This is a genomic window from Candidatus Tisiphia endosymbiont of Beris chalybata, assembly GCF_964026555.1.
In the GTDB taxonomy this organism is placed as follows: domain Bacteria; phylum Pseudomonadota; class Alphaproteobacteria; order Rickettsiales; family Rickettsiaceae; genus Tisiphia.
The window spans coordinates 1,076,050-1,102,388 of sequence record NZ_OZ032159.1 but is presented as its reverse complement, the minus strand read 5'-3'; the positions used below and the strand labels follow the sequence as shown (position 1 = coordinate 1,102,388).

The following is a 26,339-nucleotide window of genomic DNA, read 5'->3' as shown; positions in this document are numbered from 1 at the left end:
ATTAGCATTAGGAGTATGAGCGCCCTGCACCGGAGCGGAGATCATGAAATATACTCTAGGAACTTCAAGAATTGGCGTCGTCGTGCCCTAAAGATCGAGGCTGCTCGCGTACTTTATACGCTCCGGTGCGCGACTTTGACCCTCCTGCCTCTTCTTGAAGTTGACTTTCGTCTACCGACTCTTCAGGTACGAACAATATATAACCTGCGGTATTTAGCTATACGACGAACGTAAATGATTAGTTTTTGAAAATGGTATAACCTAAAAATCTGAAATGTTGATACTAGTAGAAACCTGCCCTTCAAAATTTATCAGCATATTGTTATTAGTAGAACTAAAATTATTAGCCTTAAGCTTAGAATTTTTAAATAATAATATCACCCCTGCCTCGCTGGAAGCTTCTTTATCTAGTAAATTTAGTTGAGCTTTTGGGGTTGTTAAAAGTCCGTCTCCTAATAGGAATTGTACATTATTTTTTAATTCTAATACTTGCGTCATTTCATTTAATATACCATCTTTCGCGCTTACCTTCAGCTCTTCCTCATTATTTATTTTATACTTAGCAGCAATTTTTTCTAATAAATAATTATTATCCATAGTTCTAATAGCCTTAGCAGTACTAATTTGGTAGGGGTTCAGATTCTCATTAACTCCATTAAAAGTAGAGTTTAAAATTTTTACAGTATAATTGGATTTCTCTTCTGAATCAATAATGTTTTCTTCGGTAATATTGTCGTTTTGCTTAAAATCAATAGGGCTAACCGGGGATTTTGAATTTATATAAATAAAATACAAAATTAATAAAACTGCTAAAAAAGTTAAAACCTTCGACCAGCCATTTAAACGTTTGTATCGAACATATTTATGTAAAATTGTAGGATTAGAAATACTATTGATCATTAATTAATTCCTGCTCGTAATAAATCGTGAATATGGATAATACCAACCACTTTTTCCTCATTGACCACCGGTAAGCTAGTGATTGATTTACTATTCATCATAGCTAACGCCTCGGCCGCTAGCTTATCGGGTAAGATGTGTTGGGGATGAGCGGTCATTACATCGCCAGCATATTTCATGTTTATTCTATCATTAATATGCCTACGTAAATCTCCATCTGTAATAATACCAATTAGTTGTAAATCTTTCTCTACTACCACAGCGCACCCTAAAGCTTTTTGATTCATAATTAATATTGTATCAGTAAAAGAAGTTTTATTATATACTAAAGGTAATTGATCCCCTATCCTCATTACGTTTTTTACCTTTATCAGATTTGTACCAATCTTGCCACCAGGATGATATACATAAAAATCTTCTGCAGAAAACCCCCTGGCTTCGTGTACCGCAGTAGTCAGTGCGTCTCCAAGCGATAGCATCATTAGCGCAGAAGTGGTAGGAGCGGCAATATCTGCTGCTTCTTTGATTTTAGGTAGCAACAATAAAAAATCACTGTTGCTAGCTATAGTTGAACTGGCATTCATGGTCATAGCTACTATTTTTATAGCAAACCTCTTGCAATATTTCATTATGTCAAATAATTCTTTTGTTTCTCCTGAATTAGACAACATAAATATCAGATCCCCTTCTGTTACCATCCCAAGATCTCCATGACTAGCTTCTGCTGGGTGTAAATAAAAAGCCACGGTACCAGTAGACGCAAAACTTGCTGCTATTTTATGAGCGATATAACCGCTTTTTCCTATGCCAGTTAAAATAATACGACCTTTAAAATTAATGATATAATCTACCACTCGATTAAAATCATTAGGTAAGTTATTCGATAATTCAATTAATGCTTCAGATTCTTTTAATATAACTCTTTTAGCAACATCAGTATAGTGGGGCATTTTATATCTAAGATTAGGTTTTTTTACTTATTTTTATTTAGGATGGTAGTAGTTCAAAGAAGTATATATAACCTAATTCACCAATTGCAAGATATTATTACAAGATATTAGGTTCTGTGAAGGTTTCTCTCTAATGGTAGATTTCGTCGTTATTTTCGTTCTCGAATCCTCACGTACATTAGACCTCTTGCATAACCTAAAGATAATTGAAGAATTTTTAGGAGAAACGAAGTCGAGTACCGCAGCGTACATGTTAAGTACGTGAGGAACAGAGAGGAGTTTCGACGACAAAATTACCAATTAGATTAGGTTATGCAAGAGGTCTATTTAGTACCCTGCGGTTCTGTGAGTAAAAATGCCTATAAATCTACTCATTACATAGAAATCTTCACAGAACCTAGTAAGTGGATTATGCAAATGTTAAAATAAGTTTTATAAAGTTAAAAAATGGAGAGACAATAGATCTAGGGAGAGATATACTAACCAACACAAAAGCTCTCTTAACTGTTTTAGTTTCATCATCTTCTGCAGTTAATAAAATAAAAAAAATTGTGTCAAAGATAATATTGAAAATAGTATAAAAGCTGAAAAAATATCATAACTACGATTTAATCATTATTGGGGCTGGAGGGTCTGGCTTGGCTGCTGCTATTTATGCAGCCAACCATGGGTATAAAGTAGCAGTAATTAGCAAAGTACATCCGATGCATAGCCATACTGTCGCTGCGCAAGGTGGTATTAATGCGGCTCTTGGTAATGTGACGCCGGATGATTGGCGCTGGCATGCTTATGATACTATAAAAGCTGCGGATTGGTTAGCAGATCAAGATTCTGTTGAGATAATGTGTAGCCAAGCTGTTAACGCGATAACAATGCTAAATGAGATAGGCGTGCAATTTAATAGGCGCCGTGATGGCCTTATTGATCAAAAAATTTACGGAGGGCAAAGTACCCATTATGGCACAGGCGCATTAGCATACCGCGCTTGTTATTCAGATGATAGGACCGGCCCTTCTATTATGAGTAAACTATATAATACAGCCGTAAATTTGGGTAAGATAACTTTTTTTAATTATAATTTTGCTCTTGAATTAATAATGCAGGATAATAAATGTTATGGGGTAGTGAGCTGGGATATAGAAAATGGCTTATTAAATGTAATATATGGGCTCCATACTATTATTGCCACTGGTGGCTATAGTCAAATTTACGATACCTCAACTTCCTCAGCAATTTGCACTGGTGATGGAAATGGTTTAGCAGTAAAAGCAGGAATTAACTTACAGGATATGGAATTTATTCAGTTTCACCCAACTGCTATTAATCAGATTGGAGTATTGATCACTGAAGCTGCGCGCTCCGCAGGCGGCACTTTACTTAATAGGCATAATCAGCGTTTTATGGCAAAATATGCCCCTAAATTTATGGAGCTAGCCTCAAGAGATATAGTAACGCGAGCTATTGCTACTGAAATAGCTGCAGGGGAAGGGTGCGGGGTATATCAAGATCATGTATTACTTGATTTAACTCATTTAACAGCCGAATATATTAAAAATAATTTGCCTACTGTTTTTGCAAATTGTCAACTTTTCTTGAAAATAGATCCCAGTAAATCACCTATACCAATTGCTCCTGCTGCGCATTATACTATGGGGGGGGTGCCTACTAATCAATTTTGCCAAGTGGTCAAATTTGATCAAGAAGAGAGGCTAGTAGAAAGGCTATACGCAATAGGAGAAGCTGCATCTACTTCAGTGCATGGTGCTGGCAGGTTAGGCTGTAATTCATTGCTTGATTTAATAGTATTTGCTAGGTTAACGGTTGAAAATATTGTAAATAGTGCGTATTCTGCATCTTATAGAGAAAATTCTGATAATAACGAGCTGGTAGAAGCTATAGTTAATAGATTTTTAGGCCATTTTAAAAGAAAACCAGGAAAAACTCCTATATTAAAGCGGGAGCTAAAATTACTAATGCAAAAAAACGTTGGAGTATTTAGGTCGCAAAATAATTTGTTTGAAGCAATAAAAATTTTTGATAATATTAAACAAGCTTATAATAGTAGCGGAGTTGGGGATAGTTCACTATTGTGGAATAACGAATTACAGGAATATTTAGAAGTGGGAAATATGATTGTTTCTGCAGAAGCCACTATATGTTCCGCTCTTTGGCGTTGTGAGAGTAGAGGATCCCATTGGCGCAATGATTACCCAGATAGGGATGACCACAATTTTTTATACCATACTATTTATATTAATCAGGATATAAGGTGTAGTCGGCGGGCAGTGCGGCAATCAATTGATAATATAGAGTTTTTTGCGCCAACCAATAGAAACTATTAATCAGGCCTTTTTTGGAGCCTCATCGAGTTACCAAGAGGTCTATTATAAATTTAATAATACGCTGAAACAAAGTGAAAAAACTTTTATTATATATAATATGTTTATATTCTAGCCTTGCTATAGCAAGCGAGGCTAAATTTCCTAATAAACTCAATCGTTGTAAGATTAGTAAAAGCGTAATAAATGATTATGAACCAGAAGAGTTTCAGCCTGCGAATAATTTATTGCGGAAAACGGGCCAAGAAGCTATATATAGCGGCACAAAAATTATCATAAAAGGTAAATTGTTAGATCAAAATTGTGTACCTATATCAGATGCCAAAATATATTTATGGCATTTTGGAGGTGATGGAAAATACCCGTATAAGCCCTTGCGGACAAGGGTTAACAAGAATATGTTTAGTTTAGCTAATAGCTCTACTTTTACCGGCTCTGGCACGGCTACTACTAATAATAAAGGGGAGTTTTATTTTATTACTATCTACCCTGGGCGAAATCCTAATAAAGCTTCTGTTAATATACGAGCAGAGCATCGTGATCTTGGGACTTTGCAAACTCAGCTTTCTTTAACTCAGAAATTAGCCGGTTCTAAAAATTGCGGGGAGGTTAACCATGCTCTCTCTGAGATTTCAGAAGAATTAACTATTTATGATTTCGATATTGTAATGCGAGGTAAGACTTTGAGGAGATATTAATTTTCTTTTATAGAATAGACCTCTTTCGAAACTCGCATCGCGCAGGGAATTTGAAGGAGACTCTTTGCCTCAAATCATAGCGTACTTAAATATACGTGAGGATTCGAGCCTAGATTCGACATACAAATTATCAGCTCGAGTAGAGTTTCGAAAGAAGTCTATTTTAATAAATTAGTTGGAGCCTGCCTAGGAACCTCTAATGGCTTTTTGAGCCCGCAAGAAGTTAAAAGGACGAGCAGCCATAAGACTGTAGGTAATAGACTTCCTGCATAAGCCGATCTAGTTGGTGATTTTGTCGTCAAAACTTGCCTCCGCTCCTCATGTACCTCCCCGTACACTGCGGTGCTCAGCTTCGTTTTTCCTAAAAATCTCTTAACTATTTTCGACTTATGCAGGAAGTCTAATAAAATATTATTTTTCATTATCTCTTAAAATTTAGTATTATAATCATGCTTATATGTTTACATTATCTATATGAATAATCAGAAGTACAGTAAATATTTAATCTTCATTATAATGTGCTTATCTATCACCTATAATAGTATAGCAGGCGAAAATATTAAAACTGGTGTTAAGATGCTGGATTTATCTAGTGTCCCTGATTCCGTATTTTTCTTTGATGAGAAAGAAGAAAAACATTCACTTGATAAGTTTGAAGGCAAAACTATATTATTAGTGTTCTGGGCTACTTGGTGCCCTGCCTGTGTGAAAGAAATGCCAGATTTGGACATATTACAAAAAGATTTTAGAAAATTACCATTTGAAATAATTCCTATCTCTCAAGATTATCAGGCAATAGAAGTGGTGCAAAAATATTACCAAAATTATGAGATAAGATATTTGCCCCTCTATCATGACTTTAAAAATCAACTATTTAAAGCCTTTGGAATAGTCGGGCTACCAACTGCTATTCTAATTAATACTGATGGAAAAAAGTTGGTAAGTTTTGTAGGTTCTATCAATTGGTATGATGACGAGATCCGCCAAATTATTTTGTCCCATATTCCAGGAAATCACCCAGAACCTAAAAATAGTTATCAAGAACAATCGCTAAATCAGCCAGTTCATAGAAATCTAAAAACCCAGGAATTACCAGCGAAAAAAGCACAAAAATTGGAAGAAAAATTAGAGGGGCAAGAAGAGCAAAAAGTAGAGGCAGAAACTGCCGAAGATAAGCTAGATAATAACCCTAAAAAAAATAATAACATGCAAGATAAGAAGGAGCATAAATGAGCAATAATAAGGCGCACAATAATAATTCAATTGCTGGTGCTGGGTTTGAGAGAGCAATTGCTAAACGTCAAGCTGGGAAGCTCGCGCAGTTATTTTCTATGCTACCTATAATAGGTTCTAAAAGTCCCCAAATAGTTGCGGTCCTTCATCTTAATGGTGTAATAGGTAAAGTTAATGCCGTTAAATTAGGGTTAAATATTGAAACCTTAAATGAGTTAATAGAGAGAGCTTTTGATACCAAAAACTTGGTAGCTATTTGTTTGACTATTAATTCACCGGGCGGCTCCCCTGTGCAGTCTGATTTAATTGCCAAACGTATCAGAGCTTTAGCCGTTGAAAAAGAAGTACCGGTTTATAGCTTTGTAGAGGACGTGGCAGCATCAGGGGGATATTGGCTTGCTTGTATTGGTGATAAGATATACGCTTCTAAAAGCTCAATTATTGGCAGTATAGGAGTAATTTCAGCTGGTTTCGGCTTTCCTACTGCCATCAATAAGATGGGGATAGAAAGAAGAGTCTATACTGAAGGAAAGAATAAAGCTATCCTTGATCCATTTCAGCCGGTCCAAGAAAAGGATGTGAAAATTATTAAGAATTTACAAAAACAAATACATGAGCATTTTATAGATTATGTGAAAGAACGCCGTATTGGTAAATTAACTCAAGAAGATAGTATTTTGTTTAATGGAGAGTTTTGGTGTGGGCAAACTGCAGTTGATTTTGGATTAATTGACGGTATAGATGATATGTATAATTTTATAAAACAAAGATATGAGACTGCGACCATTAAACATATTACTGCCAAGCAATCCTGGATTAAGAAAAATTTAGGGATGGCTAGACAAAATTTTGTTCATGAATTATCTACTAGTTTGGTAGAATCAGTAGATAATAAGATTAACTATGATATATATAAGGTGCGATGAATTTTATTGATGAAACTAAAATATATTTAAAAGCCGGTAATGGAGGGCATGGAGCAGTGAGCTTCCGCCGGGAAAAATATATTGATAATGGAGGACCAGATGGTGGTGATGGCGGTCGTGGCGGTAGTATAATATTACAAAGTAATTCTCACCTAAATACTTTAGTAAATTTTAGATATAAGCAGCATTTTAAAGCAGAAAATGGTGAAAATGGGAAAGGCGCAAATAGAAGCGGTAAATCTAGAGCGCCAGTAATTTTACAGGTGCCGGTAGGAACGCAAATATTTTCAGAGAATATGGATTTCGTACTCTGGGATTTTACTACAGAGCAGCAAAGTTTTGAAATACTCAAAGGAGGAAAAGGAGGGCTGGGTAATAGTCATTTTAAGTCATCCATTAATCAAGCTCCCAGACGTAGTACAGAAGGAGAAGTAGGGGAGGAGCTATGGGTAAATCTACGTTTAAAGCTTATTTCTGATGTTGGTCTTATCGGCTTGCCTAATGCAGGAAAATCTACTTTCTTAGCCGCTACTACTGCTGCAAAACCAAAAATTGCTGATTATCCTTTTACTACCTTAACCCCGAATCTGGGGGTGGTTTATTTAGACAGTGAAGAATTTGTTATAGCTGATATTCCTGGCTTAATTGAAGGAGCTTCTCTTGGTCATGGGCTTGGTGACAAGTTCTTAAAACATATTGAAAGATGCAATGTACTAATTCATTTAATAGATGCCACAAGTGAAAGTATTAAAGCTAATTATTTAACTATTAGAAATGAACTAAATTCTTACTCAGCTTTGTTAGAGAAGAAAATAGAAATAGTTTGTTTGAATAAAGCTGATGCTTTACTCGAGCAAGAAGTACATGATAAACTTAATCAATTACAGGAAGTGGTACAAGGGGAAATTTTTATAATTTCCTCTTATGCAAAAACTGGCTTAAATACGGTGCTTAAAAAAACTTTGGAGACTATTAAATTATCTATCTAATACCATATTCCCAAAACTAAATTAACATTAGGAGTACGAGTGCCCTTGCACTGGAGCGTATAGCTTATGTCATTATGATATAAGCTATACATTTAGTGCGCTGCGGTTCTATGAGCCAAAATGTCTATAAATCTATTCATTAGACCTCTTGCATAACCTAAAGATAATTGAAGAATTTTTAGGAGAAACGAAGTCGAGTACCGCAGCGTACATAGACGTACGTGAGGAACAGAGAGGAGTTTCGACGACAAAATTACCAATTAGATTAGGTTATGCAAGAGGTCTATTACATAGAACCTTCGCAGAACCTAGACTTTAGCCTTTGTTCGAAAGTTTTTCTAAGCTGCTGCATCAAATTCACCTAAATCAGCTAGCACAGTAACCTTATCCTTGTCTTGAGTAGATGGATGAAGGTCTAGAGAAGAAGCAGCTTCAGTATTGATATTTAATTCCGCCGTAGTATTTTCCTTTTTATTCTTTTCATCTATAATCTTTTTCTCTATAATCTTTTTTATTACCAGCTGCAGAGTGACTGGGCATTCTCGGAGTAATTCGTCACAATCTTTAAATTGACGGCTGGAACTTAAGTACTTATGGCGAAGCTCTGATATCATATCAGAAAAATTTTCTTTACCCATGAGTTCTTTGAGCTGCCAGTAATCTTCAGGTATTTCTCCAAGCCATTCAAAAACTTCCTTTACTATCGGATCTTTATATAATTCTTCCTTTTCCTTACGTTCTTTCAGTACTTGTGCCTTAAGTTTTTTTATCAATAGATCCATTTTATTATCGTTCTCTATAGTCTTTTCTATACTCTCCTTTTCCTCTATAAGCGGCCTAATTATCAGGGCCACAGTGTCTGGGCATTTTTTGCGTAATTCGATATAATTTTGATATTTAGAGGAAGTTGAGTACTGAGTGCTAAGCTCTGGTATTATATCAGTAAGCTTTTTCCCACCCAGGAGTTCTTTGAATGTCCAATAATCTTCAGGTATTCTTCCTTGATTACTTTCAAAGACTTTCTTTACTATGGGATCTTGATATAATTCTTCCTTTTCCTTACGTTCTTTCGATTTTTGTGCCACATGTTTTTGTACCTTTATCTCATATTCTTGTAATAATAGAGTCAGGTCCATACGTATCTCTTTATTTAATCCTGCTATCTCTATGCTTTTAGTAAATTTTTCTACTTCTTCAGGGTATTTCCCCTCTCTTTTAGTACATTGTCTAAGTAGAAATTTTTCCCCCTCAGAGATTACTTTTTGTGATTTTAATTCTTCCTTTACCTCTGCAAAATCTGTTTTTTTATATCTTCTGGGAAGCATGCCTTCGCTATAACAGCCAACCAAATACAAATATACCGACGACCAATCATCCTGGTCAGCTAATATATTGCCTAAATAACGTTCAAGCGCAGTTTCAGTATTAGGCTCTGTACGAGACGCTACACAGGCCTTTGCCCTTTCCTGTGCCACGGCACGTTCAAACCCACTAGTAGGTTCTTCAGTATAAGACGCTGCCCAAGCCTCTTTCCAGGCCTGTACCCAGGCTTCTGCACAGAGTACAAAAGCTCTTGGGCATTTAGTATCGACATCTAAAATATCGAAATCTAATCCGGTCGTAATATTTTCCTTATTATTATATTCATCGATAATCGGTCCAATTATCGTCCACATAGTTACTGGGCATTTTCGGAATAATTCGTCACTACATTTAAATTGAGCAGAACTTGGGTACTTATGTCTAAGCTCTGATAATATATCAGGAAAATTTTCTTTACCCATGAGTTCTTGGAGTGTCCAGTAATCTTCAGGTATTCTTCCTCCAACACTTTCAAAGACTTCCTTTACTATCGGATCTTTATATAATTCCTTCTTTTCAGTATATTCTTTCGATCTTTGTGTCGCATGTTCTTGTACTTTGTCCTCATATTCTTGTAATAATAGAGTTAGCTCCTCACGTATCTCTTTATTTAATCCTTTTATCTCTCTGCCGCCTTTAGTAAATTTTTCCAGTTCTTCAGGATATTCTCCCCGTGCAGTGCATTTTCTAAGTAGATATTTTTCCAGATAAGAGAGTGTTTTTTTAGATCTTAATTCTTCTTTTACCTTCGCAAAATTTGTTTTTTTATATAAAAAACCTGTGGCTTGATATACACTATATGTTTCTGCATGTGGTGAGGGGAATCTGCCGCCATCAATAATCATTCCCGGCGGCAAATAAAAATTTTCAGCCCATATCTTTCCTAAATAACGTTCAAGCTCAGTAGGGGATTTAATATTAGTCTCTGTACGAGTCTCTATACGAGCGGCTACCCAACCCGCTGCGGCCGCTACCCCTGTGGATAGAGAATTTTTTACGATGTATACTGTACTTAACATATGATATCTCTTGATATTATTCAATCAGGAGTTAATATATAATATATTATTATATTTCAGTCAACTGATAATTTAATTAATTAATTAAATCTTAATTATCAGCTCTCACTCTGTTGTTTATACCATAGGCCTGCATACTGCCCATTTAACGCCAAAAGCTCTGAGTGGGCACCACGTTCGATGATACGGCCATGATCTATCACTAGAATTTCATTAGCATCAATAATAGTAGATAAACGATGGGCTATGATAAGTGTGGTATGGTTAGAGGATAATTCTTTTAAACTAGCTTGAATAGATTTCTCTGTATTAGTATCAAGCGAGGAAGTTGCTTCATCAAAAATGTAAATATAAGGATTTTTTAGGATAGTGCGGGCTATAGCGATGCGTTGTTTCTCTCCTCCTGAAAGCTTGAGCCCTCTTTCTCCTACTGTAGTGTTATATCCTTCAGGGAGTGAGGTAATAAATTCGTGTATATGAGCTTTTTTTGAGGCATTTATCACTTCTTCTCGCGTAGCATTGATATTACCATAAGCTATATTATAATAAATCGTATCATTAAATAATACTGTATCTTGCGGAACAATTCCTATTGCTTGACGTAAAGAATTTTGGGTAATATCTCTTATATCTTGCCCATCAATGGTAATTTTACCAGTTGTGACATCATAAAATCTGAATATAAGTCTAGAAATTGTAGATTTCCCTGAACCACTATGCCCTACAATAGCTAAGGTGTGGCCCCTCTCAATGGTAAAGCTGAGTCCTTTTAATATTTGTCTATTAGGATTATATGCAAAATTAACATTATCAAAAATAATTTTTGCTTTAGAGATTTTTAAAGGTTTACTATCAGGGTTTTCGGCTACGTCAGATGGAATATCTAATAAATTAAACATATCTTCCATATTAATTATAGCGCTTTTAACCTCACGGTAAGCAAAACCTAACATATTAAGGGGTATAGACAGCTGAATTATATAAGTATTAACTAAAACAAAATCTCCAATAGTCATATTACCGCCTTGCACCTCAAAACCAGCTAAAAGCATAACGCTAACTAACGCTAGTGCTATAATAATACCTTGACCAATATTTAACGCAGATAAGGTAGCATAGTTTTTGACTGCTGCATTTTCATATTTTATTAAGGACTGATTAAATCTTTGACTCTCATAATTTTCATTACCAAAATATTTTACTGTCTCAAAATTTAATAAGCTATCAAGCGCTTTAGTATTAGAATGATTTTCACTTTCATTCATTTGTCTTACAAAAGCAATACGCCACCTACTGACCGCGAGAGTAAATAGTACATAGAATATCATAGTAATTAAGGTGATTATAGAAAACCACAAACCATAGCTAAACCATAGAATTCCGCAAACTAATACGATCTCAAAACCAGTAGGAATAATATTAAAAATCGAAAAGCGTAAAATAGTCTCAATACCTTTCACCCCTCTTTCAATTGATCTACTGATCCCGCCAGTTTGTCTATTAAGGTGAAAGCTTAAACTTAACTTATGCATATGTTCAAACACTTTTAGCGCTACTTGCCGCGCTGCCCGTTGCCCGACTCTGGCAAAAATTCCATCTCTGAGTTCAGCAAAGAGCACTGAAAATATACGAGTTCCTCCATATGCTAATAACATACCTAAAAATATCGTGGTAGTTAAATTATTCGTTAAGCTATCTATTGTATGTTTATAAGTAATTGGAATTGCTAAACTAATTATTTTAGCAATGATAAGACAAAATATTGAGCTAATAACACGCGAGCGAATCGCTAAGTCCTGAGCCCACAAATACGGTAGAAGCAAGCAAAAGAAATTCTTTTTACGAGGCGGTGGTTGGCGATTCATCTGGTACACCCTATGTGGTGATAATTCGATATTATAACATTTCCGAAAACTACTCATCTACGTCCGCCTTACTTCATGATCTCCCTCCTTGCGTACTAGTATGTACGCGCAGGTAGCCGACGCTCGTACTCCTAGTGCTAATTTAGTTTTGGGAAATGGTATTAGACTTCTTGAGACTAACAATTTAATTCCCGATAATAGACCTCTTAGATGATTTTGCTGCTAGGCGCGATGGTAGAGCCTATAGATAATAGGCGAGCTATTTGAGCAACTCATCTAGCTTGCCTTCCTCTTCCAGCGCATACAGGTCATCGTACCCACCAATGGATTGACCATCAATTAATATGTGAGGAAATGTTACTTTTCCCTTGGATTTATTTCCTACTTCTGCTTTTTCTTCTGGAGTAAAGGAATCTACCACTACTTCCTCATAAGCTACGTTTTTTTGTTGTAAGAGGAGTTTAGCTTTCGCACACCATGGACAAGTTGATAATGTATAAATAATAACTGTATGTAAAAGTGTGGTACTCATATTTTACCTATATATTTAAGTTTAATCTCAATTCGGTAGCACTAGTTATACCGAATTTACCCTATATTTATTATAATTTACTAAAAATTCTTCAATTTTATAGCTATAGTTAGTTACAGGGTAGTATATTATCGAGACCAACAATTTTTAGCAAGTGACAAATAAATGGTAAATGAATTTTCTATTAAATCTAATTATTCTCCAGCTGGTGATCAGCCAAGAGCAATTGAGGGAATTATTCAAGGAATTGGAGCAGGAAAACGTTCTCAAATGTTACTGGGTATTACCGGTTCAGGTAAAACTTTTACTATGGCTAATATAATTGCTTATTTGCAGCGTCCTACTCTGATTATGGTACATAATAAGACATTAGCAGCACAAATTTATTCAGAAATGAAGGCCATTTTCCCTGATAATGCGGTAGAATATTTTGTCTCATATTATGACTATTATCAGCCGGAAGCATATATTGCCAGAACAGATACCTACATAGAAAAAGATTCTTCAATTAATGAACAAATAGATTTATTAAGGCATTCTGCTACTAGATCACTACTAGAGCGCCGTGATGTCATAGTAGTGTCATCAGTTTCTTGCATTTATGGCCTTGGGTCCCCCGAGCTTTATTATCAAATGACTATAACACTTAAAGCTGGAGAAACTTATATTAGAGATAAGCTACTTAATGATTTAGTAAATTTACAATATGAGCGTAATGATATAGGTTTCGAACGAGGAACATTTAGAGTTAAAGGAGATAATATTGATGTTTTTCCAGTGCATTATAACGATAAAGCTTGGCGATTATCATTCTTTGGTAATGAGTTAGAATATATTAGAGAATTTGATCCTTTGACCGGAGAGAAATTAGTTCAATTAGATAAAGCGGTAATTTATGGGAGTTCTCACTTCGTAACACCAAAAGAAGTAGTGCAAACAGCTATTACTCAAATAGAAGAAGAATTACAACAACGTTTGGAATTCCTAAATAAACATAATAAATTATTAGAAGCCCAAAGGTTGAATCAGCGTACTCAATATGATATAGAAATGTTGATGGAAACAGGCAGCTGTAAAGGTATTGAGAATTATTCACGGTTTTTAACAGGTAAAGCTTCTGGGGCCCCTCCCCCTACTTTATTCGAATATTTACCTAAAGATGCATTATTATTTGTGGATGAAAGCCATGTAGCTGTACCACAAATTAGAGCTATGTATAACGGGGATAGAGCAAGAAAAGAATCTCTAGTAGAGCATGGTTTCCGCCTCCCTTCAGCGCTAGATAATAGGCCATTAAAATTCGAAGAATGGCAAGATCTTAGGCCTCAAACAGTATTTGTTTCGGCTACGCCAGCACCTTTTGAATTACAAGAAAGCAAAGGAGAGGTAGTAGAGCAAATTATTAGGCCTACAGGATTACTTGATCCAGAATGCATTATAAAGCCAGTTACTAAACAAGTGGAAGATTTATTAAGCGAACTCCAGGCTACTATAGCACAAGGGTTACGTATTTTAGTAACAACTCTTACAAAAAAAATGGCAGAAGATTTAACAAATTATCTGCAAGAATTAGGGTATAAAGTATCATACTTACATTCTAACGTACATACTTTGGAACGCATAGAGATTATTAGAGATTTACGTCAAGGTAATATTGATATTCTAGTAGGTATTAACCTGTTACGTGAAGGTTTAGATATTCCAGAATGTGGGCTTGTTGCTATATTAGACGCAGATAAAGAAGGATTCTTACGATCAGAGGTTTCCCTAATTCAAACTATTGGAAGGGCTGCACGCAATAGTCAAGGGAGAGTAATATTATACGCTGATATTATTACTAAATCTATTGAGAAAGCAGTAGGTGAAACACATAGGAGAAGGAAAGTGCAGCAAGAATATAATCAAAAACATTCTATAATACCTAAAACTATTAATCACAATATTCATGCACTGATTGAATTAGAAAAATTAGATAGTAAATTAGATAATAAAAAACAACTTCATTCTTTATTAGATCACCCGGTAAAATTAAAAGCGCATATTAATAAGTTAAAAAAAGAAATGCACCAAGCGGCAAGTAATTTAGAATTCGAAGAGGCAGCAAAGTTACGTGATCAAATTAATATGTTACAAGAAGGAGCATTAGAATTAAGCGTATCAGTTACAGCAATTTCAGATTGAAGAGAAAACAACAATAGACCTCTTGCATAACCTAAAGATAATTGAAGAATTTTTAGGAGAAACGAAGTCGAGTACCGCAGCGTACATAGACGTACGTGAGGAACAGAGAGGAGTTTCGACGACAAAATGACCAATTAGATTAGGTTATGCAAGAGGTCTAATTAAAAGGATGCCAGGGGTTAATAATGATTATGCGAATTATCTTATTTCTGACATGTTTCTTAGCCATTAACGCACAAGCTGTACCCGCTACTCGTGATACAGGTAGCTTACATGATACTGAAATTTCTGAATATGAAATTATTCCTAAGGAATATAGTATAGAACATATAAGGAAAATAATTGCAAAAGCAAAAACTACCAAGGCTCATATCTCTGTGAAAGGCACTCAGCATAGCCAAGGAGGACACAGCTATAGCCCCCAAGGAATAGTTTTAGATTTATCTCATCTTAACGATATAAAACTTTTAAGCGGTGACTTAGTGCGCATTCAAGCAGGAGCAACATGGCAACAAGTGATTGAGTTCTTACATCCCTTGGATTTATCTATTGCTATTATGCAATCAGATTATGATTTTAGTGTAGGAGGTACAATTTCTACTAATGTTCATGGTTGGCAAGCTAATAAGCCGCCGATAATTTCTACTATTTATGGTTTTCATATTTTGACTTCTGAAGGGAAGGTAATTTACTGTAGTCGAGACAAGAATTATGATTTATTTAAAGCAGCAATAGGGGGTTATGGGTTGTTTGGAGTTATCATAGATGTTGATCTTAAAGTAGTTCAAAACAAATTATATGGACTAAAACAACAAGTTTTTAATAGCAGTGAATTTCCTCATTATTTTCAAAGAGAAGTTCAAGATAATACAAAGGCTAGTATGTTTTTTGGTAGATTCTCCATCCACAAAAATTATTTTTTAAAAAAGCTGATTGTAAGGGTATATGAAGATTCTGATTTGCCAATTACTAATTCTTCACTTGCCGTTTTAAACAGAGGTAAAAAATTTGTTAGTTTATTATTTGCCTCAACTTATAATAATCAATTTTTTAAAAAGCTGCGGTGGCATATTGAGACAAGTAACTGGGTTAGCAAAGTTTTTAAAGCACTATCTCGTAATCAATTACTATACCACTCTACAAAAATCTATGGGACTCAAGACCAAAATACAATAGATCTCTTACAAGAATATTTTATTCCTATAAACCGTTTTAGTGAATTTGTCAGTTTCTTGCAAACACTTGAGAAAGATATTAGCCCTTATCTGATGAATTTGACTCTGCGATATGTCCAGCAAGATCTTGAAACTTTGTTAAATTATGCAAAAGAAGATATGATATGCTTTGTAATGTATTTTCGGGGGCCTAAACTTGAAAAATTTGATCAAGCTCTAAAAAAAGCAGCAATTAAAATGACCGATAAAGCCTTAGAGTTAAACGGTAGTTACTATCTTCCTTATCGACCTTATCAAACAAGAGAACATAGAGAACATTTTATTAAAGCCTACTTAAAATTTCAGAAATTTAAAGCAATCAAGAATAAATATGATCCAGATATGATCTTTTATAATGAATTTTATAAAAATTACTTAGAAGAGCTCTAAAATGCATTTACTAATTTTAATTCATGGGCTTAATAAATCTAGTAAGGTTCTAAAAGGACTGGAGCAATTTGCTTGTAAGCAAGGTTTGGCCGTATTAAATATTGATTATCCTTCTACTAAATTTCCTATAGAACACTTAATTGATATAGTTGACTCCCAGATTAACCAGAAACTTCAAGAGAAATACACTAATGTCTCATTTGTTGGGTTTTCTATGGGCGGGTTAATAATTAGAGCTTATTTGCATAAATATAAAATACTTAATTTAAGTAAAGTAGTGTTAGTAGGTACCCCAAATAAAGGAAGCGAGGTTGCAGATTTTCTAAAAAATAACAAACTGTACCAAAAGTTATATGGCCCTGCCGGCCAGCAATTAATTACTGATCAAGAGGAATTTAGTGAGATATTTGGTAGTATATACTATAAATGTGGAGTAATAGCAGGTAGCTTGCCTCTAGACCCATGCTTTGTATTCATGCGAGGCAAACCAAACGATGGTAAAGTAACAGTAGAAAGCACAAAAATTGTAGGTATGCACGATCATATAGTGGTGAAAGTACCGCATTGGTATCAGTCAAGAAGCAAAAAAATATGGTTTAATATCTTGCACTTTCTTAAATATTCAGAATTTCCAGAAAAATGGAAAATAACTTGAAAATATATAGTCAATTCAGGAGAATTTGGTGCTATAGTCACTTAGGTTAAACTAGCTACGTTGCTGCTCGTCTCTTACCTAGTATCTCCTAGGCTTCACTCCTCGCGCCTAGTATCTAATTCAACCTAAGTGACTATAGGAGCGATGGTAGAGCCTATATACTGCTCGTAACTGAAGAGTTGGTATACGAAGTTCACCGAGTATATATAATAGGTAAGCATTGAGTGACGATGTCACCAACTTCTTATCAATTGACTATAGTAATAAAAACAAATTTTACCAAATATAACCCGTGCGCAGGCGAATCGTTGAAAAATGAAGAGACTACAATTTTATTCTTGCTAATATATACTGTTTAGTATATATTAAACAAATATACAGACTATTAAGTATATTCATGGCTTTATCTACCTATATACCAATATGTGATGCAATTGTTCGCTTAATGCATCCGCTCATTGAGATTGTGATTCATGATATTGAATCTGACAGCATTATCTATATGAATGGCCATCTGTCGCCAAGAAAAGTTGGTGACCCTGCACTACTTGATAAAGAGGTTGTAAATAATTTAGACCAAATAGTCTATCCAAAAATCAATTTCGATGGAAAGCTGGTGAAGTCAATATCAGTGGTACTAGAAGGCAAATGGGTGCTGTGCATTAACGCAGATATTTCTTTATTCAGCAATATGCATGCTTTAAGTGAGGTTATTTTGCAAAGTGTCTCCACTTATCAGCCAAAGTCTCTCTTTGTGAATGACTGGCAGGAAAAATTGCATATTAGTGTTCATGATTATTTGCAAAATTACAGCCTATCTTTTAAGAATTTAAGTGCACCAAATAAAAAAGCTCTTGTGAAGCATTTATTTGGCTTAGGAGCCTTTAATGAAAAAAAAGCGGCTGATTATATAGCAAAAATCTTAGATCTTAGTAGAGCTACTGTTTTTAAATATTTAAAAGAATTAAGGATCAAATGAGTCTAAATGTATTTAAGCTAGAGGAATATCTAGCACGCTATGAGTTCTCGGCTAAATATCTGCTTTGCTGTTCGGATGCAGAAAGTTTTAATATGCTTGAGATTTTGGAGATGGCATCGCCTGATGACAAAAAGCTTTGGGATCATTTACGCCTCAGCTATACAGAAACGCCAGGTTTACCTATCTTACGCCAAACCATAGCTAATAAATTATATCACCGGCTTGAGGCAGATAATATCCTGTGTTTCGCAGGGGCTGAAGAAGGCATCTTTTGTACCCTTCATGCGCTGATTGAAAATAATGACCATGTGATTGTTTTAACCCCTTGTTATCAGTCTTTGCTTGAAATCCCTAAATTAAAGGGGGCAGATATATCGGAAGTCCCTCTTAAAGAGGAAAATGATTGGCGTATTGATTTAAGTACAATTAAGAAAGCAATAAAGCCAAACACAAAGTGTATAATCATCAACTTTCCCCATAATCCAACTGGTCAAGTAATAGAAGAAGAGGAACTCGCAGGTCTGATAGATATTTGCAAGGCTCAGGATATTTGGTTATTTTCAGATGAAGTTTATAGGCTGCTTGGTACCCCGAGCAAACCATGGGCAAGTCCTGCTACATGTTTGTATAGTAGAGCGCTGTCGCTTGGAGTAATGAGCAAAGCCTTTGGTATGGCAGGCCTTAGGATTGGTTGGATCGCTTGTCAGGACAAAACTTTACTCAAGCAAATCGAACAGCTAAAACACTATACTACCATCTGTAATAGCGCGCCAGCTGAGATTTTAGCACTTATCTCTCTGCACAATAAAGATAAGATATTAACACGCAATAACAAGATTGTAGCAGATAATTTAAAACTGCTTGATGAGTTTTTCAGAGAGTACAGCCCCTTATTTGAATGGGTTAGGCCGCAAGGGGGATGTACCGGTTTTGTGAAATATAAGGGCGTTGAGCCTATAGATATTTTCTGTGATCGTTTAGTTCAACAACAAAGCGTTTTACTATTGCCGGCATTGACCTATAGCCACGTAGGCAATCATTTTCGTATTGGATTTGGCAGAAAAAATATGTCCGAGAGTCTTGAGCAATTAAAAGAATTTTTGAAGCATGAAAATTTTGACGCATGAAAATATTTGAGCAAGAATCAATAGACCTCCTGCTTAAGGCAAAGTAGCCCTTCGTCTACCACCTCTTCGCTACAATAGACCTCTTTTAGAGCTCATATCGTGTTGGTATACTGCTCGTACTTCAAGAATTGGATTTTATTTTAAATGGCGAGCGTTTGCTGCGTACATGCCAGTACGTGAGCACGTGAGTCCATGATAAAATAAAAAAACAATTTTTGAAAGACGAGTAGTATAATTGGCATGCCTCATCTCCTTCTACTCCCCTGTGAGATGCGCGCGATAAAAGTAGTCTAGGTTCCGTGAGCAAAAATACCTATAAACCTACCATTAGATAAAAACCTTCACAGAACATAATAAAATAATTGCATCCTAAATAAACTCATATATCATACCGGTATAAACGGCGCTATTATTAATAATAGTTAATGTGGTTAATAATTAAATGTTACTTCTATATAGTATCAAGTATACTGATTGTACTTCAAGAATTGGATCTTCGTCTAAATTTGACTTGCAAATTATACTTGAGGATCATTCGAATATAACAGAATACTATTAATTAAAACTATAATTATATTATGGGGTATAGGGAGGAATTATGTCTGATAATAAAGCGGATAATAAAGATTGTAAGGATAAGTATATTGATTCTATTGAACGAAATGGTAGAATTTATGGCTTTAAAGCAGCTAATTTAATTTATTTACAAGAGGAAATAATAGAAGAATTTATTTCCTCAGAAAATGATTTACTAGCGCAAACTGCTATTAAAATACAGGTGCCAGCATTTTTACCACTAGCAGGCAATATAATAAAACAGCATTTAGATCAATACGCTCACAACTTTGCAGATTTACTTAATAACTTCAAAGCCAGCTATCAACAACAGTTAGATAAAGGAAAGTTCGATCCAGATACAGAAGAGAGTAGAAACAAAATAGAACAATGTATTATTGACACTCTTAGCCAACATCCACTGTCAATGAATAAAGAGCTAACTCAGCAAATACAGACTTTTCTAGACAAGAATAATATCCGAAAAGATCAGTTATTAATGATTCGCAGCACCGGAGTGAACGAAGACAAAGCCGATATGGCAAATGCTGGGGGCAATGAAAGTTTTCCCTGTAAAGCACATTTAGAGGTAATAGTAGAAGTAATGACGCAAGTAGCGGCATCTTATTTTAGTGAGAAATCCCTATCGCAACGTTTAATAGCAGGAGATAAATCAATTACTGACTTTCCAGTAATGCCGATATTAGCACAAAAAATGATCAAGGCAGCCTTAAGTACAAGCCAAGAACTTGCTAAAATAAAGGAAAGAATCGTTTATTCTGGAGTGATGTATAGTAGTATTTTAGGAGCAACAAGTTTGCAAGTTGCACCTGGCCATGGTGAATATGTAGTAAATAGTAAGGGCCCTACTGATGAGTATCATATTAGTGAAAATGATTTAATCTCTAAGATACGTTGTAGAAAAGATTTTCGAATCCAAGAACAACAAGATGCTAACGGTAAGATACATTTAGTAAGAGTAGATAATAATTCAAGCGTGCGTGATGTATTATCACTAGATGATAATACAGTATTTGTTTTACATCAGCTAGCTAAATTCATAGTAAGGAAATATAACAAACCGATGGATATTGAATTTGTTTTTGAGCCGGTAAGTAACACTATCTATATAGTACAAGCAAGAGCAATTCCAGAAGGTAGAAGGAAAGGCTTAGAACCATCTGCTGTGGCCCCCAAATTTCTAGTTAACCACGCTGACGAATTAAAAACTATTAAAGCTTTGCAAGTAGTAACGCCAAAAGTGAATAAAGCTATGGTGATTACTAATAAGGAACAAGTAATCATCTCCCATGCTATTAAGGAAGCATTAGATCAATATAATAAGCTAGGGAAAGATAATCAAGTAAAAGTAGGGATTATTCAAGAGCCATCTCCTAGCACCTCTCATGAAGCTGCAGTATTTAATAACGCAGCAGTATTAATAATGCAAGTAAACAATCTCGAGCAAGTAAGGCAATTATTAGAAACAGGAGGGCTGGTAATAATGGATCCTCAGCGTAGTAAGATTTATCAATTACCTGACAAAATATTTGCAGCTCCTAATCAAACTAATATTGAACAATCGCTATATGATCAAAATATTTTGGCTAAAGGACTTTATGCTTCACCATTATCACCTTATGTTACCACAGTACCATATGTTTTTCCCCCTTATGAATTTTTAAGTAAAGAGCAAATAGCTATAAAAGCCTTATCTAAAAATAAAACTGTTGGTCAATTATTAGCGGAAGCAAAATTAGGTAATCTCGAAAGCACTACGCGGCTTTTGTCCATAGCTGCTGCAGCTGCCCAATATAGGCAAGCAAGATATGAACAAGAGCAATTAGCAGCAGAAGAACCTAACCAACCTCGTGATAAAAGATTTATAGATAATTTAGAGAAATTAACAAGGGCACAGCTTGGTAGCAGCAACCGTGACACTAAGCTGGGGCTAGCCTATGTTCTTAGAGGTATATACAATTTTTATAAAGAAGGTAATATTTCACAGGAATTATTTCAAGAGATAATGCTGCACGGAGCTACGTTATTTGAGTACTTAAATGAAATGAAAAAACTACGCGGTTTTACTGAGGTAGGGGAGCAGGAAGTCTATTCAGGATATTTGAATATTCAAAAAAAGTTTACAGGCTTAATTACTAGCAATAAGGAAAAAAATATTTTCTCAAGTTCGCTAGTGATTGAAAGAGCTGAAAGAACAAAAGAGAATTTATCCCAACAACAAATTGATAAATATGAACAAGAGAATAATTATCAATTTTCTGTTACCCAAAAAGAATACTTAATCCAACTTTTAAAGTTAGGGCAATATGCTATTAGTAATAATGAGGGTAAGGCTTGGCAAGATTTTTGTTTTGATGTGAGTAGTACCAGTAAAACACAACAGATAAAAACAATGGCAGATGCAGCTATCGCTCTTGCTACTAGAGAGAGAAACACTAATCAATTAGCGGATTTGGTAGATAAAGTAGTATCATATGATATACAAAGTAAATGGCTTAACATTGTTTTTATGGAAAAGGTACTGGAATATAGGCTTAAACCACCTACCGCAATACTGAGAGCTTTAGAAGAAGATTTTAATCAGTTAAAACTTGAACCTATTAAACAAGCCAACAATTTAATTAAAGAAATGATAGCTCAAATTCCTTTATGGGAAGAGGCTAATAAATTTCCCAGATTATATGAAGAATTTAAAGAAAAAATACAACAAATCAATCCAGATTTGCAGTGGAATCCCGAAGCTTCTAGCTTAGAAAAGATCTTAAAACTAGAAAATTTAGATACCCTAACTGATACACTAGATAAAATTAATAAATCCTTAGAACATTCCAGCAATTACCAAGATCCACAGGGCAAAGATTTAGAAGATGATAAAGGCAATAACCTTCAAGCAGCACGGTTTCTCTTGCTAGTAACTCAGTTTTATGGGGTCATGAAAATTTGGATAAAACATAATGAGTTTGAAAATGTAGAGCCTTATTTAGAACAAATGGAACAATTGTTAATTCAAAAAAAGAACCAAATATTAACTAAGGAAGAATTTAATCCCTCTCCTAACTTTGCTGTGAATACCTCTACTATCAATGTTCCGGGTAATGAAAGTAGACGAGTAACATATAAAACTCTAGAAGATTTTTTAACTTTAACGCATCAAAATGGGAAAACTATTATTGCTAAGCTTAGTGAACCGCATTGTCGTATAATAATAAATCAATGCCCTGATCTAGTAAAAAATTTAAATCAACAACTTGATGATGCGATTGTTTTTAATAAAAAACATATCATTCCCACCACTATGATTAAATTAGAAGATAACCAATTAACTATCACAAAAAATATTCCTTTAAGACATCATGCCTGTATAGCTAGTATACAGTTTAATTTTACTATTAGAGAAACTTCTATAAGCTTTAGTATGTTTGGTAGTAATGCATATGGTAGGCTGGATCATATAAAACTTGATGAAGATATTGCATTAACAGCAGCAGGAATTCAATTTATTAAGGGACCATCTATTAACACAAAAGAAAGAGAAGTAGCTTATTCTGCCAAGATTAAGGACAACCAACAAGTAAATTTAATAATTCAAAATATAAATAAATCTATTGACACTAGCTTTGAGATAATACGTGGAGATTTACAGTTACCATTAGCTAAAGTTAAATTGATGAAACAAAGATTATACATATTAAAGCAATATGATCAACTTGCCATTGAGGAATTTAAGGAATTAGCTAACGTGGCCAAAATTATGTTAATTGAACCAACTAAATTTTTTAATACATCATCTACTAGCAGTAATTTAAATAAATCTCATATTGAAGTATTAAGTAAAATTCTAGATTTTTGTGATGCGAGAGAATTGTTTGAAATTATTGTGCTACATGAACACAAATTACCCAAAGAATTAGTAAAACATTTTTTTGAAAAATCTGGCACTAATGTCAATAAATTATTAATAGCATTTTTGCAGCACACTACTGAGACAGAACAAGTTTTATTATTGATATATTTAATATTGAATAATGATCCTACGCTAGAAAATATAAAAAATATATTAAAAAACCAACTGACTAATTTTAAAAAATCGATGCAAACATCCACGAAGTGGTGGCAGGAGTTAAATCCCGAAGTGCAGTCTAGTTTATTACCAAAACTTTTTTCTCCTCAAATTAGTCTAAATCCTGAACTCAATCTAATAGTGCTAGCTATATTGCAGGATCCCCTAAAATTACTAATACAACTTAATGCAGAAGATCATCCTAATTTCGTATCAAGCCTTTTCAATCTTTTGGAAAGTAAAGATTCTGAACTACAGGCCACAATAATAAATATATTAAAAATGCCCTTACAATTGTTAAGATACCTTAACTCAGAAGCTCACTCTAACTTTATATTAAGAATTTTTGATTTACGAAATAATGAAGATCCTAAAATCCAGGCTCTACTACAAAATACATTAAAACAGTCTTTCGAATTATTAATCCATCTTAAATCACCTGTTCATTCTAGCTTCATCTTAAGTTTTTTTAATCTTTTAAATACTTCAGAACCTGCATTAAAATCAATAGTGCTGAATATATTAAAAAATCCATCAGAGTTGTTAACATACCTTAAACCACCTGCTCATGATAATTTTGTGACAAGATTTTTTGATTTGAAAGATAGTAAAGATCTTGAGGTAAAATTAATAATACAAGACACATTAAACAATCCAATAAAATTGCTAACATATCTTAAATCTAACGCTCATCATAGGTTTATATCATGCCTTTTTGACTTGAAAAATTCCCAAGAGCCCGAACAAAAGTTAATAGCTTTAAATATATTAAAAGATCCACTAGGGCTACTGCCACATCTTGCTCCAGAAGCTCATCCTAGTTTTATATCAAACTTTTTTAATCTTCAAAATAGTAAAACTCCTGAGTTGCAATCAACAATATTACAACTACTCAGAAACCCCTTAGAATTATTAAGCCGCCTTAGTACAGAAGCTTACCCTAGTTTTGTTACAAGCCTATTTGATCTGTACAATAGTAAAGATCTTGAGATAAAATCAACAGTACTAAATATATTAAAAGATCCATTAGATTTACTAGCCCACCTTAGGTCACATCGTAATGCGCCCCGAAAACTAGAGCAGTGATAGAGAGACTATTTTATGTTAAAATAAATATAAAATAGGAGCAGTCGAAAATGAGTAAGCCAAAAAGTTACAGTAAAGAATTTAAGTTTAAAGTATCGCTAGAGATGATCCGAGGAGATTTGAGTATTGCTGAAATAATCTCAAAATATCAAGTTCCAAGGTCGGTAATGACAAGGTGGAAGAAACAATTTTTGGAAAATGGTGCTGATATTTTTAAGTTTAGCTATGAAAACGGTAATTCCTCTAGTTCTACAAGCGAAATAGAGAAACTGCATGCAACTATTGGCAAATTGAAGGTAGAAAACGATTTTTTGCAGCTCGTATCTGCCAAGTTGAAACTATAAAGAGGAAAGTGATGGTAGATAAGGATTATAAAGATTTAAGTGTTCGTCGGCAAAGTCAGCTATTGAATCTGAACCGCTCCAGCCTATATTACAAGGATTCGGAGAAGGATCAAGATAATTATTTAAGTAATAGAATAGTTGAGATCTATAGTAATTATCCGATATATGGTTACCGGCGAATAACGGCGATACTTAGGAGAGAAGTGGTAATTGTTAACAGCAAAAAAGTCAGGAGGTTGATGAAACTAATGAATTTGCAAGCAATTTACCCTTCGATTAATACAAGTAAAAGAAACCTAAAAGAAGCTATTTATCCATATTTGCTATCAGGGTTAGAGGTTATAAAGCCAAATCAGGTATGGCAGGTGGATATCACTTATTTAAGGGTACAAAGTGGTTTTATGTATTTGGTTGCATTAATCGATGTTTATACTAGATTAGTAGTAGGATATCGTTTATCAAATAGTTTAAATACAGAGAGCTGTTTGCTAGCGTTAGAAGATGCTATAGCTAAATATGGGAAGCCGTCGATAATTAATAGTGATCAAGGTAGCCAGTTTACCAGCGAGGATTGGATTAATGAATTGAGGAGATGCGTCATAAGCATCAGCATGACGGGCAAAGGCAGGTGTAACGATAATGCCCATATTGAGCGTTTATGGCGATCGTTTAAGTATGAGGGGTCGTATTTATACCGGTGTACTTCAGTTTTAGAGTTGAAAAATAATATCCCGAAATGGTTGAATTGGTATAACAATCAAAGGCCCCATCAGGCTTTGGAGTACAAAACGCCGTTTGAGATATATAGTGGATTTATGGATAAGTCTTGCGACTTACCCACAATTCCACTATTACCACAACAGCTACAAAATTATAAAAATAATATTTTTGTAGATAGTTTATGAAAATAATAG

20 protein-coding genes and 1 pseudogene are annotated in these 26,339 nt (G+C 34.6%); 15 read left to right on the top strand and 6 right to left on the bottom strand.

The features are described 5' to 3' along the window. Positions 1-261: 261 nt before the first annotated feature. Positions 262-900: an LPS export ABC transporter periplasmic protein LptC gene (gene lptC / locus AAGD44_RS05340; RefSeq protein WP_341763709.1), complete on the bottom strand. Its 639-nt coding sequence runs from the start codon at positions 898-900 to the stop codon at positions 262-264. After that, a complete protein-coding gene (locus tag AAGD44_RS05335; protein ID WP_341763708.1) occupies positions 900-1,850 on the bottom strand; it encodes a KpsF/GutQ family sugar-phosphate isomerase in 951 nt (316 codons plus the stop codon). The genes lptC and AAGD44_RS05335 overlap by 1 nt, the downstream gene beginning before the upstream one ends. Positions 1,851-1,983: 133 nt before the next feature. Between AAGD44_RS05335 and AAGD44_RS05330 the strand changes: the two genes are divergently transcribed. From AAGD44_RS05330 to AAGD44_RS05320, 3 genes are all read left to right on the top strand, one after another. Further along, positions 1,984-2,115: a hypothetical protein gene (locus tag AAGD44_RS05330; RefSeq protein WP_341763707.1), complete on the top strand. Its 132-nt coding sequence runs from the start codon at positions 1,984-1,986 to the stop codon at positions 2,113-2,115. A gap of 319 nt (positions 2,116-2,434) precedes the next feature. After that, positions 2,435-4,192, top strand: a complete 1,758-nt coding sequence (locus AAGD44_RS05325; RefSeq protein ID WP_341764690.1) for an FAD-dependent oxidoreductase — start codon at positions 2,435-2,437, stop codon at positions 4,190-4,192. Positions 4,193-4,263: 71 nt separating this feature from the next. Further along, on the top strand, positions 4,264-4,887 hold the full coding sequence (locus tag AAGD44_RS05320) for a dioxygenase (protein ID WP_341763706.1): 624 nt from the start codon (positions 4,264-4,266) through the stop codon (positions 4,885-4,887). Positions 4,888-5,045: 158 nt separating this feature from the next. Here AAGD44_RS05320 and AAGD44_RS05310 read toward each other — a convergent pair whose 3' ends face one another. After that, a complete protein-coding gene (locus AAGD44_RS05310; protein ID WP_341763705.1) occupies positions 5,046-5,309 on the bottom strand; it encodes a hypothetical protein in 264 nt (87 codons plus the stop codon). Positions 5,310-5,361: 52 nt separating this feature from the next. Between AAGD44_RS05310 and AAGD44_RS05305 the strand changes: the two are divergent. The 4 genes and pseudogenes from AAGD44_RS05305 to AAGD44_RS05290 all read left to right on the top strand — a co-directional run. Continuing rightward, positions 5,362-5,949, top strand: a pseudogene (locus AAGD44_RS05305) (TlpA disulfide reductase family protein); the annotation flags it as partial. Positions 5,950-6,116: 167 nt separating this feature from the next. Further along, on the top strand, positions 6,117-7,046 hold the full coding sequence (locus AAGD44_RS05300; protein ID WP_341763704.1) for a S49 family peptidase: 930 nt from the start codon (positions 6,117-6,119) through the stop codon (positions 7,044-7,046). Further along, a complete protein-coding gene (gene obgE / locus AAGD44_RS05295; RefSeq protein ID WP_341763703.1) occupies positions 7,043-8,035 on the top strand; it encodes a GTPase ObgE in 993 nt (330 codons plus the stop codon). Before AAGD44_RS05300 ends, obgE begins: the two co-directional genes overlap by 4 nt. A 148-nt stretch (positions 8,036-8,183) precedes the next feature. Then, entirely contained in the window at positions 8,184-8,354 is a 171-nt protein-coding gene (locus AAGD44_RS05290; RefSeq protein WP_341763702.1) for a palindromic element RPE1 domain-containing protein, read from the top strand. 19 nt (positions 8,355-8,373) lie between these two features. On the opposite strand, the gene AAGD44_RS05285 is transcribed toward AAGD44_RS05290, so the two are convergent. From AAGD44_RS05285 to grxC, 3 genes are all read right to left on the bottom strand, one after another. Next, entirely contained in the window at positions 8,374-10,416 is a 2,043-nt protein-coding gene (locus AAGD44_RS05285; RefSeq protein ID WP_341763701.1) for a hypothetical protein, read from the bottom strand. 98 nt (positions 10,417-10,514) lie between these two features. Next, positions 10,515-12,281: an ABC transporter ATP-binding protein/permease gene (locus AAGD44_RS05280; RefSeq protein ID WP_341764689.1), complete on the bottom strand. Its 1,767-nt coding sequence runs from the start codon at positions 12,279-12,281 to the stop codon at positions 10,515-10,517. A 259-nt stretch (positions 12,282-12,540) separates the two neighbouring features. Continuing rightward, positions 12,541-12,813 carry a glutaredoxin 3 gene (gene grxC / locus AAGD44_RS05275; RefSeq protein WP_341763700.1) on the bottom strand — a complete coding sequence of 91 codons (273 nt, stop codon included), beginning with the start codon at positions 12,811-12,813 and terminating at the stop codon, positions 12,541-12,543. A 165-nt stretch (positions 12,814-12,978) separates the two neighbouring features. Here grxC and uvrB point away from each other — a divergent pair, with 165 nt between their 5' ends. The 8 genes from uvrB to AAGD44_RS05235 all read left to right on the top strand — a co-directional run bounded on the left by uvrB (position 12,979) and on the right by AAGD44_RS05235 (position 26,330). After that, the gene (uvrB, locus tag AAGD44_RS05270) at positions 12,979-14,994 is read left to right on the top strand and encodes an excinuclease ABC subunit UvrB (RefSeq protein WP_341763699.1); all 2,016 of its coding nucleotides are present in this window, start codon (positions 12,979-12,981) and stop codon (positions 14,992-14,994) included. A gap of 191 nt (positions 14,995-15,185) precedes the next feature. Further along, positions 15,186-16,598, top strand: coding sequence for an FAD-binding oxidoreductase (locus AAGD44_RS05265; RefSeq protein ID WP_341763698.1), 1,413 nt, complete (start codon positions 15,186-15,188; stop codon positions 16,596-16,598). 1 nt (position 16,599) lies between these two features. After that, positions 16,600-17,253 (top strand): esterase/lipase family protein, encoded by a 654-nt coding sequence (locus AAGD44_RS05260; protein ID WP_341763697.1) that lies wholly within the window; start codon positions 16,600-16,602, stop codon positions 17,251-17,253. A 397-nt stretch (positions 17,254-17,650) separates the two neighbouring features. Then, positions 17,651-18,232: a transcriptional regulator gene (locus AAGD44_RS05255; protein WP_341763696.1), complete on the top strand. Its 582-nt coding sequence runs from the start codon at positions 17,651-17,653 to the stop codon at positions 18,230-18,232. Continuing rightward, entirely contained in the window at positions 18,229-19,359 is a 1,131-nt protein-coding gene (locus AAGD44_RS05250) for an aminotransferase class I/II-fold pyridoxal phosphate-dependent enzyme (protein WP_341763695.1), read from the top strand. Before AAGD44_RS05255 ends, AAGD44_RS05250 begins: the two co-directional genes overlap by 4 nt. Before the next feature lie 598 nt (positions 19,360-19,957). Next, entirely contained in the window at positions 19,958-25,081 is a 5,124-nt protein-coding gene (locus tag AAGD44_RS05245; protein WP_341763694.1) for a PEP/pyruvate-binding domain-containing protein, read from the top strand. 50 nt (positions 25,082-25,131) lie between these two features. Beyond that, a complete protein-coding gene (locus tag AAGD44_RS05240; protein ID WP_341763459.1) occupies positions 25,132-25,425 on the top strand; it encodes a hypothetical protein in 294 nt (97 codons plus the stop codon). 11 nt (positions 25,426-25,436) lie between these two features. After that, complete coding sequence (locus AAGD44_RS05235; RefSeq protein WP_341763476.1) at positions 25,437-26,330, top strand: IS3 family transposase; 894 nt, start codon at positions 25,437-25,439, stop codon at positions 26,328-26,330. The last annotated feature ends 9 nt before the right edge of the window (positions 26,331-26,339 follow it).